The sequence below is a fragment of the Variovorax sp. UC122_21 genome, assembly GCF_044056785.1.
Taxonomy (GTDB): domain Bacteria; phylum Pseudomonadota; class Gammaproteobacteria; order Burkholderiales; family Burkholderiaceae_C; genus Variovorax.
In genome coordinates this window covers 740,828-755,320 of sequence record NZ_CP172003.1, presented here as the reverse complement: position 1 = coordinate 755,320, position 14,493 = coordinate 740,828, and the positions used below count along the sequence as shown (strand labels likewise).

Sequence of the window (14,493 nt, the reverse complement as noted above, 5' to 3'; positions counted from 1 at the left end):
GCGGCGCGGCGGCCTATCTGAACAGCGGGCAGCGCTCGGGCAGCTCGCGTTCGAACAGCACCGCCACGCCGCAGGCGGAGTTGAACATGCCGAGGTTGTCGTGCCCGACGCCCGGCACCTCCACGATGCGCTGGTTGAAGTTCGCGGCGTGGCGGCCCTTGAGGTAGTCGAAGTAGGCATGGCCGCGCGCCAGCCGGTTCGGGCCCTGGGCCATCGCGCCGCATGAGCGGTCGAAGAAGTGCAGGTACGGATCGGTGTCGGCGCCGCCGAGCAGGTAGACCACGCCGCGCGATGCATAGCGGCCTTCGAGCGAGGCCGCGTCCTGCCGCGCCACGTAGGGCGGTGCCTTGTCGAGGCCGTACTGCCATTCGTTGGCGGCCGGGCAGGCCTGCAGGTCGGCCGGCCGCAGTCCGCCGGCGGGGGCCGGCCGGTCGCGGTCGAAGTAGAGATAGCTGCCGGGATTGGCCATCACGTAGCGGATGCCGATGCCGGCGCGGCGCAGCACCGCCTCGCCGTCGCTGGTGGCGACGTAGCGGTTGAGGATGCGCCCACCGCCCGAGTGGCCGATCAGGAGCACTTCCCGCAGCGCCGGATAGCGTTCGCGGTTCGCGAAGTGCGCGAGCACCGCGTCGAGCGCCGAGAAGGCGCTGACCGGCGCCGGCCCGAGCGCCGCATCGCCGCGCGCCCAGCCGTGCTTGCTCCAGCCGAGCATGTCGCCCTGCAGGTGGAAGGCCCGCACGTCGGTCTGCGTGAGGAACTGCGGCGCCACCACCATCGTGCCCGCGGCGGCCTCGCCCGCGTTCTGCACGATCTTCTGCCCGGTGGAGAAATAGACGTCGGCGTTGCGCAGGATGCCGTGCACGATCACCAGCACGCGCCGCACCTCGGGCGCGGGCGCATCGACGCTGCGGTCCGCGTAGACGGGAATCGCACCGGCTCCCTCGGCGGTCTTCACCGCGATGCGCTGGTCGCCGACCTGCTTGACGGGCGCGTCGAGCCGCGCGCTGTCGCTGGTCTCGCGGTCGCCCTCGCCCTGTGCCTGCGCCCTGAGGGGCGGGACCGGCCTCGCGAGGCGGGCCCACCAAAAAATCTATATGATTCGTATACGTTTCATATAGACCAAACACCATGGGCATCGTCAAGATCTCCGACCTCATGCACGAGAACCTGCGCGTCGCGGGCACCGCGCTGAGCCGCTCCATCAACGCGCAGGCCGAGCACTGGATGCGCATCGGCATGCTGGCCGAGCTGCACCCCGACCTCGATCACCGCGAGCTGTGCCAGCTGCTGGTGCGCGCCGAGATGGCCGGCGGGCTCGACCTCGCGATGGCCTGCGCGCCGAGCGAGCCGCATGCGCCGCGGCCATCGGGCCGCGCGACGGGGCGGGCGGCGAAGGTCGTGCAATGAACATGGCCGTGCCCCTGAAGACGCCCGAGCAGATCGCGCTGTCGCGCAAGGCCGGGCACCTGGCGGCCGAGGTGCTGCAGATGATCGGGGCCTACGTGAAGCCCGGCGTCACCACCGATGAGCTCGACCGCCTCTGCCACGACCACATCGTCAACGTGCAGCGCGCGATCCCGGCCAACGTGGGCTACAAGGGCTTCCCGAAGACGGTGTGCACCTCCGTCAACCACGTGGTCTGCCACGGCATTCCCTCGGCGCAGAAGACGCTGAAGAAGGGCGACATCGTCAACATCGACGTGGCCGTGATCAAGGACGGCTGGTTCGGCGACTGCAGTCGCATGTACTTCGTCGACGAGCCGAGCCCGCTCGCGCGCCGGCTGGTCGAGACCACCTACGAGGCCATGCGCGCCGGCATCCTGGCCGTGCGCCCGGGCGCGACGCTGGGCGACGTGGGCCATGCGATCCAGAGCGTGGCGCACCGCGAGCGTTTCAGCGTGGTGCGCGAGTACTGCGGCCACGGCATCGGGCAGATCTACCACGACGATCCGCAGGTGCTGCACTACGGCCGGCCCGGCGAGGGCCTGCGGCTCGCTCCGGGCATGGTCTTCACCATCGAGCCGATGATCAACGCGGGTCGCCGCGAGACGCGCGAGCTGCCCGACGGCTGGACCGTGGTCACGCGCGACCATTCGCTGTCGGCGCAGTGGGAGCACATGGTCGCGGTGACCGAAGAGGGCTTCGAGGTCCTCACGCCATGGCCCGAGGGAACAGGCAACTATCCCCCCATCGGTTGAGCGCGGTTCGGCTCAGGCCCAGCGAAAACGCGCCGTGAAGTTGCGCAGCAGCGCCGGCTCGTAGGTGAAGACCATGCCGCGGATGCGCGCGGCGCGTCGCGCCACCTCGGCCAGCGCGTCGGCCACGTAGTCCATGTGGTCGTTGGTGTAGACGCGCCGCGGGATCGTGAGCCGCATCGATTCGAGCGGCGCCTTCTCCTGCAACCCGGTGGCTGGATCGCGCCCGAGCAGCAGCGAGCCGATCTCCACCGCGCGCACGCCTGCCTCCAGGTACAGCTCGCAGGCGAGCGCATGGGCCGGAAAGCTGTCGGCCGGCAGATGCGGCAGCAGCGCGGCCGCGTCGACGAACACGGCATGCCCACCGGTCGGATACTGGATCGGAATGCCCTGCGCGCGCAGCCGCTCGCCGAGGTAGGCGACCTGGCCGACGCGGTAGCGCAGGTAGTCGGCATCCATCGCCTCCTCGAGGCCGACCGCGAGCGCCTCCATGTCGCGGCCCGCGAGGCCGCCGTAGGTGATGAAGCCCTCGCTGACCACGCAGCGTTCCTGCACGGCGCGAAACAGGTCCTCGTCGTCGCGGAAGCTGCAGAAGCCGCCGATGTTGACCAGCCCGTCCTTCTTCGACGACATCACCGCGATGTCGGCGCAGGCCATCATGTCGCGAACGATGCCGGGCACGTCGCGCTGCGCCTGCCCCGCCTCGCGTTCGCGGATGAACCAGGCGTTCTCCGCGAAGCGCGTGGCGTCGATCACCACCGGAATACCTGCTTCGCGCGCGAGTTGCGAGGCCGCGCGCAGGTTGGCCAGCGCGACCGGCTGGCCGCCGCTGGTGTTGCAGGTCACGGTGGCCACCAGCGCCACCACATTGGCCGCGCCGTGCGTCTCGATCAGCCGCGCGAGCTCGTCGAGGTCGAAGTTGCCTTTCCAGTCGTGGTAGGTGGCGGTGTCCAGTGCCTCCTTCGTCAATGCGTTGAGCGCGCGCGCACCGGCCAGCTCGATGTGGAGCTTGGTGGTGTCGAAGTGGAAGTTCGACAGGAACACCGGCTGCTTCGCGCCGCGGCGCTTCACGAGCTCGGGGTAGAGCAGCTGCTCCGCCCCGCGGCCCTGGTGCGCGGGCACCGTGTGGCGATGGCCGAAGACCTTCTCGATGGTGTCGGCTAGCCGGTAGTAGCTGCGGCTGCCGGCATAGGCCTCGTCGGCCGCCATCATCGCGGCCCACTGGCGGTCGCTCATCGCGCCGCTGCCGCTGTCGGTCAGCAGGTCGATGAAGACGTCGTCGCTGCGCAGCAGGAAGGGGTTGAGCCCCGCTTCGAGCAGGGCCTGTTCGCGGTGCGCGCGCGTGGTCATCGCGATGCGCTCGATGGTCTTGATGCGGAACGGTTCGGGGATGCGCTTCATGGGTTCTCCTGGTCGAAGCTCGGTGCGGATGGATCGGATGGCCGACCCGGGGCGTTCGCGAATGGCGATGCAATGCAGTTGCGCATTCAGCGCCTATCGAGAGAAGATGTCTCGCCTGCTGTAGCCCCTGGTCGAGCTCGCAACGATTCTTTCGCTCGCCTCCCGCAATGGGTTTTCATCGCGCCTAGGGATGGCCCCTCGAAGAAGAGAAGTCCTTTCATCATTTCCAAAGAACAGGAGAACATCTTGCAACCCGTACCGCTGGACTCGATGGACACCCGCATGCTCGAGGTGCTGCAGGGCCATGGCCGCATCTCCAACCTCGAGCTCGCGGCCGCGGTCGGGCTCTCGCCCGCGCAATGCAGCCGCCGGCATCACAGGCTCGAGGAAGAGGGCGTGATCGCGCGCTACGAGGCGCGGCTGCGGCCCGCGGCCGTGGGCCTGCGCGTGATGGCCTTCGTCCAGATCGCGATGGAGCGCGGCCACGTGCGCGATTTCAAGCGCTTCCGCCAGGCCGTGACGCAACTGCCCGACGTGCTCGAATGCCACTCGGTGACGGGCGACGTCGACTACGTGCTCAAGGTGATCGCGAGCGACCTCGAGGCGCTCAGCACCTTCCTGACCGAGAAGCTCTCGGCGCTGCCCGGCGTGAGCATGGTGCGTTCGAGCGTGTGCCTGGAAGAACTCAAGGCCGGCGCGGCGCTGCCGCTGTCGCAGGCCGGTCGCTGAAGTTGAAGTGCGTCTTCAGCCGCGCCGCGCCTGCACGAAATCCACGAAGGCGCGCAGCGGCGCCGGCAGCCGCTCGCGCCCCTGGTAGTAGAGAAAAGGCCCGGTGAAGGGCTGCCACCAGTCCTCGAGCACCGGCACCAGCGCGCCGCTCGCCAGTTGCGGCTGCAGCCATTCCTCGAACAGATGGATCACGCCGATGCCTGCCACCGCCGTTTCGATCGCGAGCTCGACGCCGCCGCCCAGGCGCACGATCAGCGGCCCATCGACGTCCACCGTCACCACCTCGCTCTCGCGCTCGAATTCCCAGCCCGCCATCGCACCGCTCGCGAAGCGCCCGCGCAGGCAGGCGTGCTGCAGCAGGTCGCGCGGATGCACGGGGCGGCCGTGCGCCGCGAGGTAGGCCGGCGAGGCCGCGGTCGCCATGCGCTGGCGGCGCGGGCCGATCGGGATCGCGATCACGTCCTGCTCGAGCCGTTCCTCGTAGCGGATGCCCGCATCGCAGCCCGCGGCCAGCACGTCGACGAAGCTCTCCTCGACCACCACCTCGAGCAGGATCTCGGGATAGGCCGCGAGAAAGGGCGGCACGATCGCCGGCAGCACCAGCCGCGACGCGCTCGCCGGCACGTTGAGCCGCAAGGTGCCCGCGGGTTTGTCGCGAAAGCCGTTGACCACGTCGAGCGCGGCCTCGACCTCGCCGAGCGCCGGCCCGAGCCGGTCGAGCAGCCGCGCGCCGGCCTCGGTGGGCACCACGCTGCGGGTGCTGCGATGCAGGAGGCGCACGCCCAGCCGCGTTTCGAGCCGACGCACCGCCGCGCTGAGGCTGGAGGCGCTCACGCTCTGCAGCCGCGCCGCCTCGCGAAAGCCGCCCGCGCGCGCCACCGCCACGAAGACCGCCAGATCGCCGAGCTGTTCCGTCATCGCCTGTCTTTCGATTGTTCGTTTTTCCGCACGACCCGTGCGCATTGAGCCGGCTTATCGTACGCCGCCGCGGTGCCTACATTCAGCCTCAACCTGAAAGGAAAGCTCATGAACCCGCTCGACACCATCTCCACCTTCCGCCTCGGCGACCGCGAGGTGAAGCGCCTCGGCTACGGCGCCATGCAACTCGCCGGCCCCGGCGTGTACGGCCCGCCGAAGGACCGTGCCGCCGCCGTCGCGGTGCTGCGCGCCGCGATCGAGGCCGGCGTGGACCACATCGACACCAGCGATTTCTACGGCCCGCACGTCACCAACCAGATCATCCGCGAGGCGCTGCACCCATACCGCGACGGCCTGACCATCGTCACCAAGGTGGGCGCCACGCGCGGGGCCGACGCCTCGTGGAACCTCGCGGCCTCGCCGGCCGAGCTGCGCCAGGCGGTGCACGACAACCTGCGCAACCTCGGCCTCGACGTGCTCGATGTCGTCAACATGCGCAGCATGCTGGGCGTGCACGGCCCGGCCGAAGGCTCGCTCGAGGCGCCGCTGACCGCGCTCGCCGAGCTGCGCCAGCAGGGCCTGATCCGCCACATCGGCCTGAGCAACGTGACCGCGAAGCAGGTCGACGACGGCCAGCGCATCGTGCCGATCGTCGGGGTGCAGAACATGTACAACCTCGCGAACCGCGGCGACGACGCGCTGGTCGAGAAGCTGGCGCGCGAGGGCATCGCCTACGTGCCCTTCTTCCCGCTCGGAGGCTTCACGCCGCTGCAGTCGGGGGTGCTGTCGGAGGTGGCAAGCGAACTCGGCGCGACGCCGATGCAGGTGGCGCTGGCCTGGCTGCTGCAGCGCTCGCCGAACCTGCTGCTGATTCCGGGGACTTCGTCGCTGGGGCATCTGCGGGAGAACCTGGCGGCGGCTGGGCTGAAGTTGCCGGCCGAGGCGGTGGCGCGGCTGGACACGATCGGCGTCGGGTCGGCTCACTGAAGCACGGCTTCAGGGCGGCAGGAAGAGCCCTTCGCCGACGCACAGCGCCATCTGCTCCTCGACGGCGCTGCGAAAGACCTTCGCGGCCAAGCTGACGGGCCGCCCCTTGGCCACCGCGAGCATGCGGGCCACCGAGAAGCCGCGCACCGGCACGGCCACGAGGCCTTGCCAGATGCTGGAGGTTCGCACCACCGATTTGGGCAGCACGGCAAAGCCGAGGTCGGCCCGCGTGAGTTGCGCGGCCCCTTCGTTGCCGTCGATCTGGATGACCGGCTGCATCACCCCATGCTCCGTCTCCAGGCTGTGCCGCAGGCCGAGGGAGATGATGATCGGCAGCTTGCGCAGTTCGCGCGCATGCACGCTCGGGCGCGCGGCCAGCTTCGAACCCGGAAGACAGAACACCGCGATTTCCTGCCGCGCGAGCGGCGTGAAATGGATGTGCTCCTGATTGCCGGGATTCGACACGATGGCGAGCTCGATGGTGCCGGCGGTCAGCCGGTGCAGCGCGTCGTCAGTCGGGCTTTCCGTCAGCTCCAGCCTGACCTGCGGAAAGCGCTGGCGGAAGTCCAGCGCGAGGCGGCCGTGGATCGCCTGCCCGACCGTGGGCGCCGACGACATCCGCACCGTGCCGCGCACGTCGCGATGAAAGCCGCGCATGCCGCGGTTGAAGTTGGAGACGTCCAGGGTCGTGCTTTCCACCTCGCGCAGGATGAAGCGCGCGCGCTCCAGGAACATGAGGCCGCTGTCGGTCAGTTGCACCCCCGCGATGCTCCGGTGGAAGAGGGGGCCGCCCAGGTCTTCCTCGAGCAGGCGCATCTGCCGGCTGATCGCGGACTGCGCCACGTGCAGCACCGCGGCGGCGGCACTGATGCTTCCCTTCTCCGCCACCGTCAGGAAGTAGCGCACCTGCCGCAGATCCATGGTTCGTCTCCAGAGCTGTTCCAGCTAAATTTTAGATGGATGGCAGCTGAAATCTCTTCTTTTGCGTTGGTATCAACCCCTCCAGAATTGCGCATGCCGGACGGGGCGCGATCGCAGGGCACGCCGGCCAGACAAGAAAGATGGAGACAAGGATGATCAAGACCGCGTTGCGTTGCGCAGCCATGGCGCTGTCCGCGCTGGCGCTGGGCGCCCCGGCCCACGCCGACTATCCCGAGAAGCCCGTGCGCATCGTCGTGCCGTTCGCGGCGGGCGCGGGCGCGGACATGGCCTCGCGCTTCATGGCGGGCAAGCTCGCGCAGCGCTGGGGCCAGGGCACCGTGGTCGACAACCAGGTCGGCGCCAACAGCATCATCGGTGCGCAGCAGGTCGCCCGCGCACCGGCCGACGGCTACACGCTGCTGGTGCCCAACGACACCACGCTGGCGGCCAATCCGGCGCTTTACGCCAAGCTGCCCTACGACCCCCTCAAGGATTTCGCGCCGATCGCGCTGATCGGCGAAACCCCCTTCGTGCTGGTCGCGTCGCCCAGCCTGAAGGTGCATTCGGTCAAGGAGCTGGTGGATGCCGCGAAGGCCCGGCCCGGTGAGATCAACTTCAGCTCCAGCGGCGTCGCCAGCGCCCAGCATCTTCCGATGGAGATCCTGATGCGCGGCGCGGGCATCCGGATGCTGCACGTGCCCTACAAGGGCGCGGCGGAAGCCGCCACGGCGGTCGTGGGCGACCAGGTGCAGGTGATGTTCGCCGGCGTCTCCGCCGTGCTGCCGTTCCTGCAGTCGGGCCGGCTCGTGCCGCTGGCCGTCGGCACCTCGGAAAGGCTGGCCGTGCTGCCCAAGGTGCCGACCATGGCCGAGTCCGGCTTCCCGGGCTTTCGCTATGGCGCATGGCTGGGCTTCGTGGCGCCGGCCGCCACGCCCGCGGCCATCGTGCAGAAGATCAACGCCGATGTCGGCGAGGTGCTGCGCCAGCCCGAGGCGCGCGAGCGGCTGCTGGCCATGGGCTTTCTTCCCGCGGCACCGGCGAAGCCGGAAGCCTTTCGCAAGCACATCGACGAGGAGCTGGTGCGCTACGGCCAGTTCATCCGCGCGGCCGGCATCGAGCCCTCGCGCTGAGACCGCCCACCCAAGAAGTTCAGGACACACAAGAAAGCATCATGCGGATCATTGACCTCCAGGAAGCGGCCTTTCCGGTGCAGAGCACCATGCGCAACGCCGTGTTCTCCTTCGCGGAGATGACGACCTCGATCGTCGCGGTACGGCTGGACCCGGGCAGCGGCAGGGCGCCGGTCACGGGGTACGCGTTCAACTCCACCGGCCGCTACGCCTGCGGGCAGCCGATGCGCGAGCGCTTCTTCCCCCGGCTGCTGCGGGCCCGGCCCGAGTCGCTGCTCGACGGCGATGGCGTGCTCGATCCGGCCAGGGCCGTGACGGCGATGCTCGTCGGCGAGAAGCCGGGAGGCCATGCCGAACGCTCGATCGCCATCGGGACCATCGAGACCGCTTTGTGGGATGCCATCGGCAAGGCACAGGGCCTGCCGACCGCGGAAGTGCTGGCGCGGCGCTATCGCGGCGGGACCATGCAGCGCAAGGTGTCCGTGTACGTGGGCGGAGGCTGGTATCGGCCGGGGTGGCGTGCCGCAGGACGTGGCCGATGAGATCCGCGGCCACCAGGCCGCCGGCTACACCCACGTGAAGATCAAGGTGGGCGGTGCATCGCTCGACGAAGACCTGCGCCGTATCGATTGCGCGCTGAGCGTGCTTCCCGACAGCAGCCATCTGGCGGTCGATGCCAACTGCAAGTTCCAGCGCGACGAGGCGCTCGTCTATGCGAAGGCATTGGCGCCGTACGACCTGCGCTGGTTCGAGGAGCCCTGCGATCCCAACGACTATGCGCTGATGGCCGAACTGGCCTCGGTGTACGCGCCACCGCTCGCGGTCGGCGAGAACCTCTATGGCAACCAGGAGGTGACCAACCTCGTGCGCCTCGGTGGCTGGCGCAGCGAGAAGGACCTGATCCAGGTCGACCCGCCGCAGTCCTACGGCCTGCATGCCTTCGCCAGCATGGCGCTGGCGCTCGAGGCGCAGGGCTGGGGGGCCGGCAGCCATTTCCCGCACGGCGGCAACCAGATGTCGCTGGCGCTTGTGGCCGGCCTGGGCCTCGGCGGTTGCGAGGCCTATCCCGGCGTGTTCGGTTCCTTCGGCGGCTTTGCCGACGACACGCGGGTCGAGGACGGCTTCGTGCATCCGCCGCAGCGGCCTGGCATCGGCTTCGAGGGCCACGGCGCGCTGCACGCGCTGATGAGCTCGGTCGGCGCCGGGCTGAAAACCTCCTGATCGATCTCCTTTCTCTCGCAAGCTCTCGCAAGCCCATGAACTTCGTCACCTTCCATACCGACTCCGACCCGACGCCCCGCCTGGGCGCGGTCGTCGATGGCGCCATCGTCACCCTGCCCGGTGACATGGTGGCCCTTTGCACCCGCGGCGCGGCCGGCTTCGCCGCCGCCGCGAAGGAGGCCGCCGCCGCGCCCGCCGCGGCCCGCATCCCGTTCGATGCCGCGAGGCTGCTTCCCGTGGTGCCACGGCCCGGCAAGATCATCTGCCTGGGGCTCAACTACGCGGACCACGCGGCCGAGGGCGGCAACCAGCGGCCCGACTACCCCAGCTTCTTTTTGCGCGGCGCGTCCTCGCTCGTGGCGCACGGCGCGGCGATCCAACGGCCGCGCGTTTCGAGCCAGCTCGACTTCGAGGCCGAGCTGGCCGTGGTGATCGGCAGGACCTCGCGTCACCTGAGCGAGGCCGATGCGCTCGAGGCCGTGGCCGGCTACGCCTGCTTCAACGATGCCACGCTCCGCGACTACCAGCGCAGGACGGCGCAGTGGACCATCGGCAAGAACTTCGATGCCCACCGGCGCCCTGGGGCCCTGGCTGGTGCCCGCGTCCGAGCTGCCGCCCGGTGCCGCGGGGCTGAAGATCGAGTCGCGCCTAAACGGCACGGTCATGCAGAGCAGCAATACCGCACAGATGCTGTTCCCCGTGGCCGAAACGCTGTGCCTGCTCACCGAGGCGCTCACGCTCGAGCCGGGCGACGTGATCGTGATGGGCACGCCCGCGGGCGTCGGCTATGCGCGCAAGCCGCCCGTATGGATGAAGGCCGGCGACACCATCGAGATCGAGATCGAAGGCATCGGGGTCCTGTCGAACCCCGTGGAGAACGAGGCACAGCCATGATCTTCGAACTCAGGACCTACACCGCCGAACCCGGGCGCGCCGCCGACTTCTTGAAGCTCTACGAGAGCATGGCGCTGCCGCTGCAGAACAAGTACCTGGGAGGCCTCGTCGGCTTCTACGTCAGCGAGATCGGCCCGCTGAACCAGATCGTGCATCTGTGGCGATTCGACAGCCTGGCCGACCGCGAGCAACGGCGCTCGGCCATGGAGGCCGATCCGGCCTGGCAGGAATACAGGGCCCGCTCGAAGGAGCTGGGCGCCTTGCGGCAGCAGGAGTCGCAGATCCTCAAGCCGACGTCGTTCTCGCCCCGCTAGCGGCGCACATGGCGCACCCGGCGCACTTGGCGCCGATGCACGAAGCGGCACCTCGAAAAACAGATACGGAGACAAGGCAATGAGCAACATCAATCGCAGGACCCTCATCAGCGCGGTACTCGGCAGCGCATTGCCGGCGATGGCCCAGCCGGCCAAGTCGGACGTCCTGAGGATCGTCGTGCCCTTTCCCGCGGGATCGGGCATGGATGTCACCGGACGGCTGCTGGCACACACCCTCGAGACCACGAGCGGCCGCAACGTCATCATCGACAACAAGCCCGGCGCGGGCGCGGTGATCGGATCGCTGGACGTGTCGCGATCGAAGCCGGACGGCAACACGGTGCTGCTGAACTCCGCGGGCCACACGACCAACGCGGTGCTCTACAAGAGCCTGCCCTTCGACTCGAAGTCCGACTTCACGCCCATCACGCGGCTGGCCACCTACTACGGATGGGCCTTGCTGGTCGGAGCGAACTCGCGCTTCAAGACCCTGCAGCAGTTCATCGATGCCGCGAAGGCTTCGCCGGGCAAGCTCACGATCGCGAACTCGGGCCTGGGCAATCCCACCCACATCATGGCTTCGCTGTTCTGCAGGAACGCCGGGGTGGACCTGGTCCATGTCCCGTACAAGGGTGCGCCGAGCAACGACCTGGTGTCGGGCGTCGTCGATTGCACCTTCCTCGCGCCGGTCTCCGCGCAGGGCTGGATCCAGGGCAAACAGATGCGCGCGCTCGGCCTGTCGGGCAACGTGCGCTCGCCGATCGTTCCCGACGCGCCGACCTTCGCCGAGCTCGGGCTGGACGTGCCCGACATCCCTGCCTGGTCGGGCATCTGGGGGGCCGAAGAACATGAGCGAAGCCGCGGCCAATTCGCTCCACGCCATGTTCGCGAAGCTCGGCCAGGACCCCAAGTACCGGCAGTACATCCAGGACGGCGGCGGCGTGCTCGAGGCCTTGGCGCCGCGCGATTTCAAGGCCTATGTCGATTCGGAGATCGACCGCTTCGCCAGGATCCTGCCGCCGCTGGGCATCCAGATCAGTTGAGTTTCAGAAGGAAAGATCACCATGAACCAAACGAACCCGAACCGCGCCGACGGTGCGCTCTCCAACGACATGCCCGAGGCCGTCCATGCCGACGGCATGCGCATCCTCTGGGACGTGCCGATTCCGATGAGCGACGGCGTCGTGCTGCGCGCCGACGTCTTCCTCCCGCCGGAACCCGGCCGCCATGCGGCGCTGCTCTCCTACGGCGCCTATGGCAAGGGCGTGCCCATGCAGGTGGGCTACAAGAGCGCGTACGACCGCATGGTGCGCGACTTCCCGACATCGCCGAAGGCTCGTCGAACAAGTACATGAACTGGGAAGTCATCGATCCCGAGAAGTGGGTGCCTGACGGCTTCGTCTGCATCCGCGTCGACAGCCGCGGCGCGGGCCGCTCGCCGGGCGTGCTCGACCCGACCTCGGAGCAGGAGACGAAAGACATCTACGAATGCATCGAATGGGCGGCGACGCAGCCGTGGAGCAACGGCAAGATCGGGATGAACGGCATCTCCTACTACGCGAGCAACCAGTGGTACGTGGCCGCGCTGCGGCCTCCGCACCTCGCCGCCATCTGCGTATGGGAAGGCTTCGTCGACCGCTATCGCGATGCGGCCCGGCATGGCGGCATCTACTCGCAGTTCGGCGAAGGCTGGTATGAGCGCCAGGTGCTGCGCATACAGCACGGCTACGGCGAGCGCGGCGCGCGCAATCCGAACAACGGCGAACTGGTCTGCGGCCCGCAAACGCTGTCGGACGAGGAACTGGCGGCCAACCGTGCGCCGAAGATGTCCAACGAGTCGTTGAACCGCCCGCTCGACGACGCGTTCTATTCGTCGCGCAAGCCCGACGTGAGCCGCATCCAGGTGCCCCTGCTGTCGGCCGCGAACTGGGGCGGCATGGGCGTGCATCCGCGCGGCAATTTCGAGGGCTATCTGGACGCGGGCTCGAGCCAGAAATGGCTGGAGGTGCACGGCAACAGCCACTTCAGTCCCTTCTACCGAGCCGAGGGCGTTGAATTGCAGAAGCGCTTTCTCGGCCACTTCCTGCAAGGCAAGGACACGGGCTGGGACCGCCAGCCGCCGGTGCAGCTGCAGATCCGCCGTCCGGGCGAGCACTTCACGATCCGCGACGAGCAGGAATGGCCGCTGGCCCGCACGCAGTGGACGAAGTACTACCTCGAGCCCGCCAGCCGCACCCTGGGCTCCACGCCGGCCGCCGGCGCCAGCATCGCCTACCAGGCGATGAGCGAAGGGCTTATGTTCAAGCTCCCGCCGGCCAGGGAAGAGATCGAGATCACCGGCCCGATCGCGGCGCGGCTCGTGGTGTCTTCCAGGACGGCGGATGCCGATCTCTTCCTGGCGCTGCGTCTGTTCGCGCCGGACGGCAAGGAGGTGTTGTTCGTCGGCTCCAACGATCCGCGCGTGCCGATCGCACTCGGATGGCTGCGCGCCTCGCACCGCAAGCTCGACACGGCGAAGTCGCTGCCCTACCGCCCGTACCACACGCACGACGAGCTGCAGCCGCTCGTGCCGGGCGAGCCGGTCGTGCTCGACATCGAGATCCTGCCAACCTCCATCGTGATTCCGCCCGGCTACACGCTGGCCCTCAACATCCGGGGCTGCGACTACGACCACGGACTCGGCGATGCCGGCTTCTCGGACCAGCCCTATCCGATGACGGGCGTCGGCCCGTTCCGCCACGCGAACCCGCAGGACCGGCCGCCCGAGGTCTTCGGCGGCGAGAACACGCTCCACTTCGGCGAAGGCAACGAGCCCTTCATCCTGCTGCCCATCATTCCCGCCAAGGGTGCTTGAGCCAGCTGGATCGCAGCAGCGGGGGCATGGGATGAGCGATTCCATCGACACGGGCGACCACGCCTTCGTTCCACGGCGCTGCACCAGCGCCGACCGCGTCATGTGGATCACGAAGGACCGCCTCTTCTATGCCGGCCTTCTCGGCGCCCGAAGCCTGCACACGCAAGGGGCCCTCGTCGCGTACGTCGCGATCGATGGCCGACTGCGCGTGCGGCTCGAGGGGAGCGAATGGCAAGCGACCGAGGTCGCGATCGTGCAGCCCTACGTTCCCTACGAGATCGCCTGCGAGGGCCGCAACGTGCTCATCGTGCTGATCGAGCCCGAGACGGTCGACGCGAGCGCGCTGCCGCCGCTGCTGCGCCTGTGCGGCGCGGTGCATGCACCCGACTTCGCGGTGCATGTGCGCGAGGTCCATCGCCGGCTTGCTTCGCAAGGCGGCGCGCTCGACCTGCGCCCGTGCGATTTCGACCGGAGCTTTTTCGGCGCCGCGTTGCCCGTGCGCGCGCTCGACCAGCGCATCGCGAGCGTGCTGGAGCGCATCAAGGCCGATCCGACGGGTGCCGTCGCCTCCGACGAATGCGCTTCGCGCGTGAACCTGTCGATCTCGCGCTTCCGCCATCTGTTCAAGGAAGAGGTGGGCATTCCGTTTCGCAACGTGCGTGCCTGGAAGCGTGCCCGCAGCCTGCTGCACCATGTGCACACGGACGCCAGCCTGGTCGACGTCGCGCTCGACATCGGCTATCCCGATTCGACGCATTTCAGCCACTCGATCCGCCAGGTCTACGGGCTCAAGCCCCGGGACATCATCGCGGGCTCGCGCAAGCTGCGCATCATCGCGCAGGCGCTCTAGCCATCGGCCTTCGACCCGACATCGAACACGCCAGCCGCTGCGCGCAAGACGGCCATCTCGCACCGCAAGAAGATGGGGG

Annotated in this window: 17 protein-coding genes and 2 pseudogenes; 15 read left to right on the top strand and 4 right to left on the bottom strand. The window is 68.7% G+C overall.

Annotated features, from left to right (window positions below):
• Positions 1–13 precede the first annotated feature (13 nt).
• A complete protein-coding gene (locus tag ACHMXE_RS03895; protein WP_395347427.1) occupies positions 14–1,090 on the bottom strand; it encodes an alpha/beta hydrolase in 1,077 nt (358 codons plus the stop codon).
• A 38-nt stretch (positions 1,091–1,128) separates the two neighbouring features.
• Here ACHMXE_RS03895 and ACHMXE_RS03890 point away from each other — a divergent pair, with 38 nt between their 5' ends.
• The gene (locus tag ACHMXE_RS03890; RefSeq protein WP_395346933.1) at positions 1,129–1,407 is read left to right on the top strand and encodes a ParD-like family protein; all 279 of its coding nucleotides are present in this window, start codon (positions 1,129–1,131) and stop codon (positions 1,405–1,407) included.
• Positions 1,404–2,198, top strand: a complete 795-nt coding sequence (gene map / locus ACHMXE_RS03885) for a type I methionyl aminopeptidase (protein ID WP_395346932.1) — start codon at positions 1,404–1,406, stop codon at positions 2,196–2,198. The genes ACHMXE_RS03890 and map overlap by 4 nt, the downstream gene beginning before the upstream one ends.
• A 12-nt stretch (positions 2,199–2,210) precedes the next feature.
• On the opposite strand, the gene ACHMXE_RS03880 is transcribed toward map, so the two are convergent.
• The gene (locus ACHMXE_RS03880) at positions 2,211–3,596 is read right to left on the bottom strand and encodes a tryptophanase (protein WP_395346931.1); all 1,386 of its coding nucleotides are present in this window, start codon (positions 3,594–3,596) and stop codon (positions 2,211–2,213) included.
• A 246-nt stretch (positions 3,597–3,842) separates the two neighbouring features.
• Here ACHMXE_RS03880 and ACHMXE_RS03875 point away from each other — a divergent pair, with 246 nt between their 5' ends.
• On the top strand, positions 3,843–4,325 hold the full coding sequence (locus tag ACHMXE_RS03875; RefSeq protein ID WP_209542030.1) for an Lrp/AsnC family transcriptional regulator: 483 nt from the start codon (positions 3,843–3,845) through the stop codon (positions 4,323–4,325).
• Between the two features lie 15 nt (positions 4,326–4,340).
• Here ACHMXE_RS03875 and ACHMXE_RS03870 read toward each other — a convergent pair whose 3' ends face one another.
• A complete protein-coding gene (locus tag ACHMXE_RS03870) occupies positions 4,341–5,243 on the bottom strand; it encodes a LysR family transcriptional regulator (RefSeq protein WP_395346930.1) in 903 nt (300 codons plus the stop codon).
• 108 nt (positions 5,244–5,351) lie between these two features.
• Between ACHMXE_RS03870 and ACHMXE_RS03865 the strand changes: the two genes are divergently transcribed.
• Complete coding sequence (locus ACHMXE_RS03865) at positions 5,352–6,230, top strand: aldo/keto reductase family oxidoreductase (RefSeq protein ID WP_395346929.1); 879 nt, start codon at positions 5,352–5,354, stop codon at positions 6,228–6,230.
• Between the two features lie 9 nt (positions 6,231–6,239).
• Here ACHMXE_RS03865 and ACHMXE_RS03860 read toward each other — a convergent pair whose 3' ends face one another.
• A complete protein-coding gene (locus ACHMXE_RS03860; protein ID WP_395346928.1) occupies positions 6,240–7,151 on the bottom strand; it encodes a LysR family transcriptional regulator in 912 nt (303 codons plus the stop codon).
• 152 nt (positions 7,152–7,303) lie between these two features.
• Between ACHMXE_RS03860 and ACHMXE_RS03855 the strand changes: the two genes are divergently transcribed.
• The 11 genes and pseudogenes from ACHMXE_RS03855 to ACHMXE_RS03805 all read left to right on the top strand — a co-directional run bounded on the left by ACHMXE_RS03855 (position 7,304) and on the right by ACHMXE_RS03805 (position 14,414).
• The gene (locus ACHMXE_RS03855; RefSeq protein ID WP_395346927.1) at positions 7,304–8,281 is read left to right on the top strand and encodes a Bug family tripartite tricarboxylate transporter substrate binding protein; all 978 of its coding nucleotides are present in this window, start codon (positions 7,304–7,306) and stop codon (positions 8,279–8,281) included.
• Between the two features lie 41 nt (positions 8,282–8,322).
• Positions 8,323–8,823 carry a hypothetical protein gene (locus ACHMXE_RS03850; RefSeq protein WP_395346925.1) on the top strand — a complete coding sequence of 167 codons (501 nt, stop codon included), beginning with the start codon at positions 8,323–8,325 and terminating at the stop codon, positions 8,821–8,823.
• Positions 8,813–9,502 carry an enolase C-terminal domain-like protein gene (locus tag ACHMXE_RS03845; RefSeq protein WP_395346923.1) on the top strand — a complete coding sequence of 230 codons (690 nt, stop codon included), beginning with the start codon at positions 8,813–8,815 and terminating at the stop codon, positions 9,500–9,502. Before ACHMXE_RS03850 ends, ACHMXE_RS03845 begins: the two co-directional genes overlap by 11 nt.
• A gap of 35 nt (positions 9,503–9,537) precedes the next feature.
• A pseudogene (locus ACHMXE_RS03840) lies at positions 9,538–10,014 on the top strand (fumarylacetoacetate hydrolase family protein); the annotation flags it as partial.
• Positions 10,015–10,066: 52 nt separating this feature from the next.
• On the top strand, positions 10,067–10,396 hold the full coding sequence (locus ACHMXE_RS03835; RefSeq protein WP_395347425.1) for a fumarylacetoacetate hydrolase family protein: 330 nt from the start codon (positions 10,067–10,069) through the stop codon (positions 10,394–10,396).
• Positions 10,393–10,710 (top strand): NIPSNAP family protein, encoded by a 318-nt coding sequence (locus ACHMXE_RS03830; RefSeq protein ID WP_209542024.1) that lies wholly within the window; start codon positions 10,393–10,395, stop codon positions 10,708–10,710. Before ACHMXE_RS03835 ends, ACHMXE_RS03830 begins: the two co-directional genes overlap by 4 nt.
• A 79-nt stretch (positions 10,711–10,789) precedes the next feature.
• Positions 10,790–11,482: pseudogene (locus tag ACHMXE_RS03825) on the top strand (Bug family tripartite tricarboxylate transporter substrate binding protein); the annotation flags it as partial.
• Positions 11,483–11,591: 109 nt separating this feature from the next.
• Positions 11,592–11,753, top strand: a complete 162-nt coding sequence (locus ACHMXE_RS03820; RefSeq protein ID WP_395347473.1) for a hypothetical protein — start codon at positions 11,592–11,594, stop codon at positions 11,751–11,753.
• A gap of 21 nt (positions 11,754–11,774) precedes the next feature.
• Positions 11,775–12,065: a hypothetical protein gene (locus ACHMXE_RS03815; RefSeq protein ID WP_395347471.1), complete on the top strand. Its 291-nt coding sequence runs from the start codon at positions 11,775–11,777 to the stop codon at positions 12,063–12,065.
• Positions 12,062–13,564, top strand: a complete 1,503-nt coding sequence (locus tag ACHMXE_RS03810; protein WP_395347423.1) for a CocE/NonD family hydrolase — start codon at positions 12,062–12,064, stop codon at positions 13,562–13,564. The genes ACHMXE_RS03815 and ACHMXE_RS03810 overlap by 4 nt, the downstream gene beginning before the upstream one ends.
• 31 nt (positions 13,565–13,595) lie before the next feature.
• A complete protein-coding gene (locus tag ACHMXE_RS03805; RefSeq protein ID WP_395346922.1) occupies positions 13,596–14,414 on the top strand; it encodes a helix-turn-helix transcriptional regulator in 819 nt (272 codons plus the stop codon).
• Positions 14,415–14,493 lie beyond the last annotated feature (79 nt).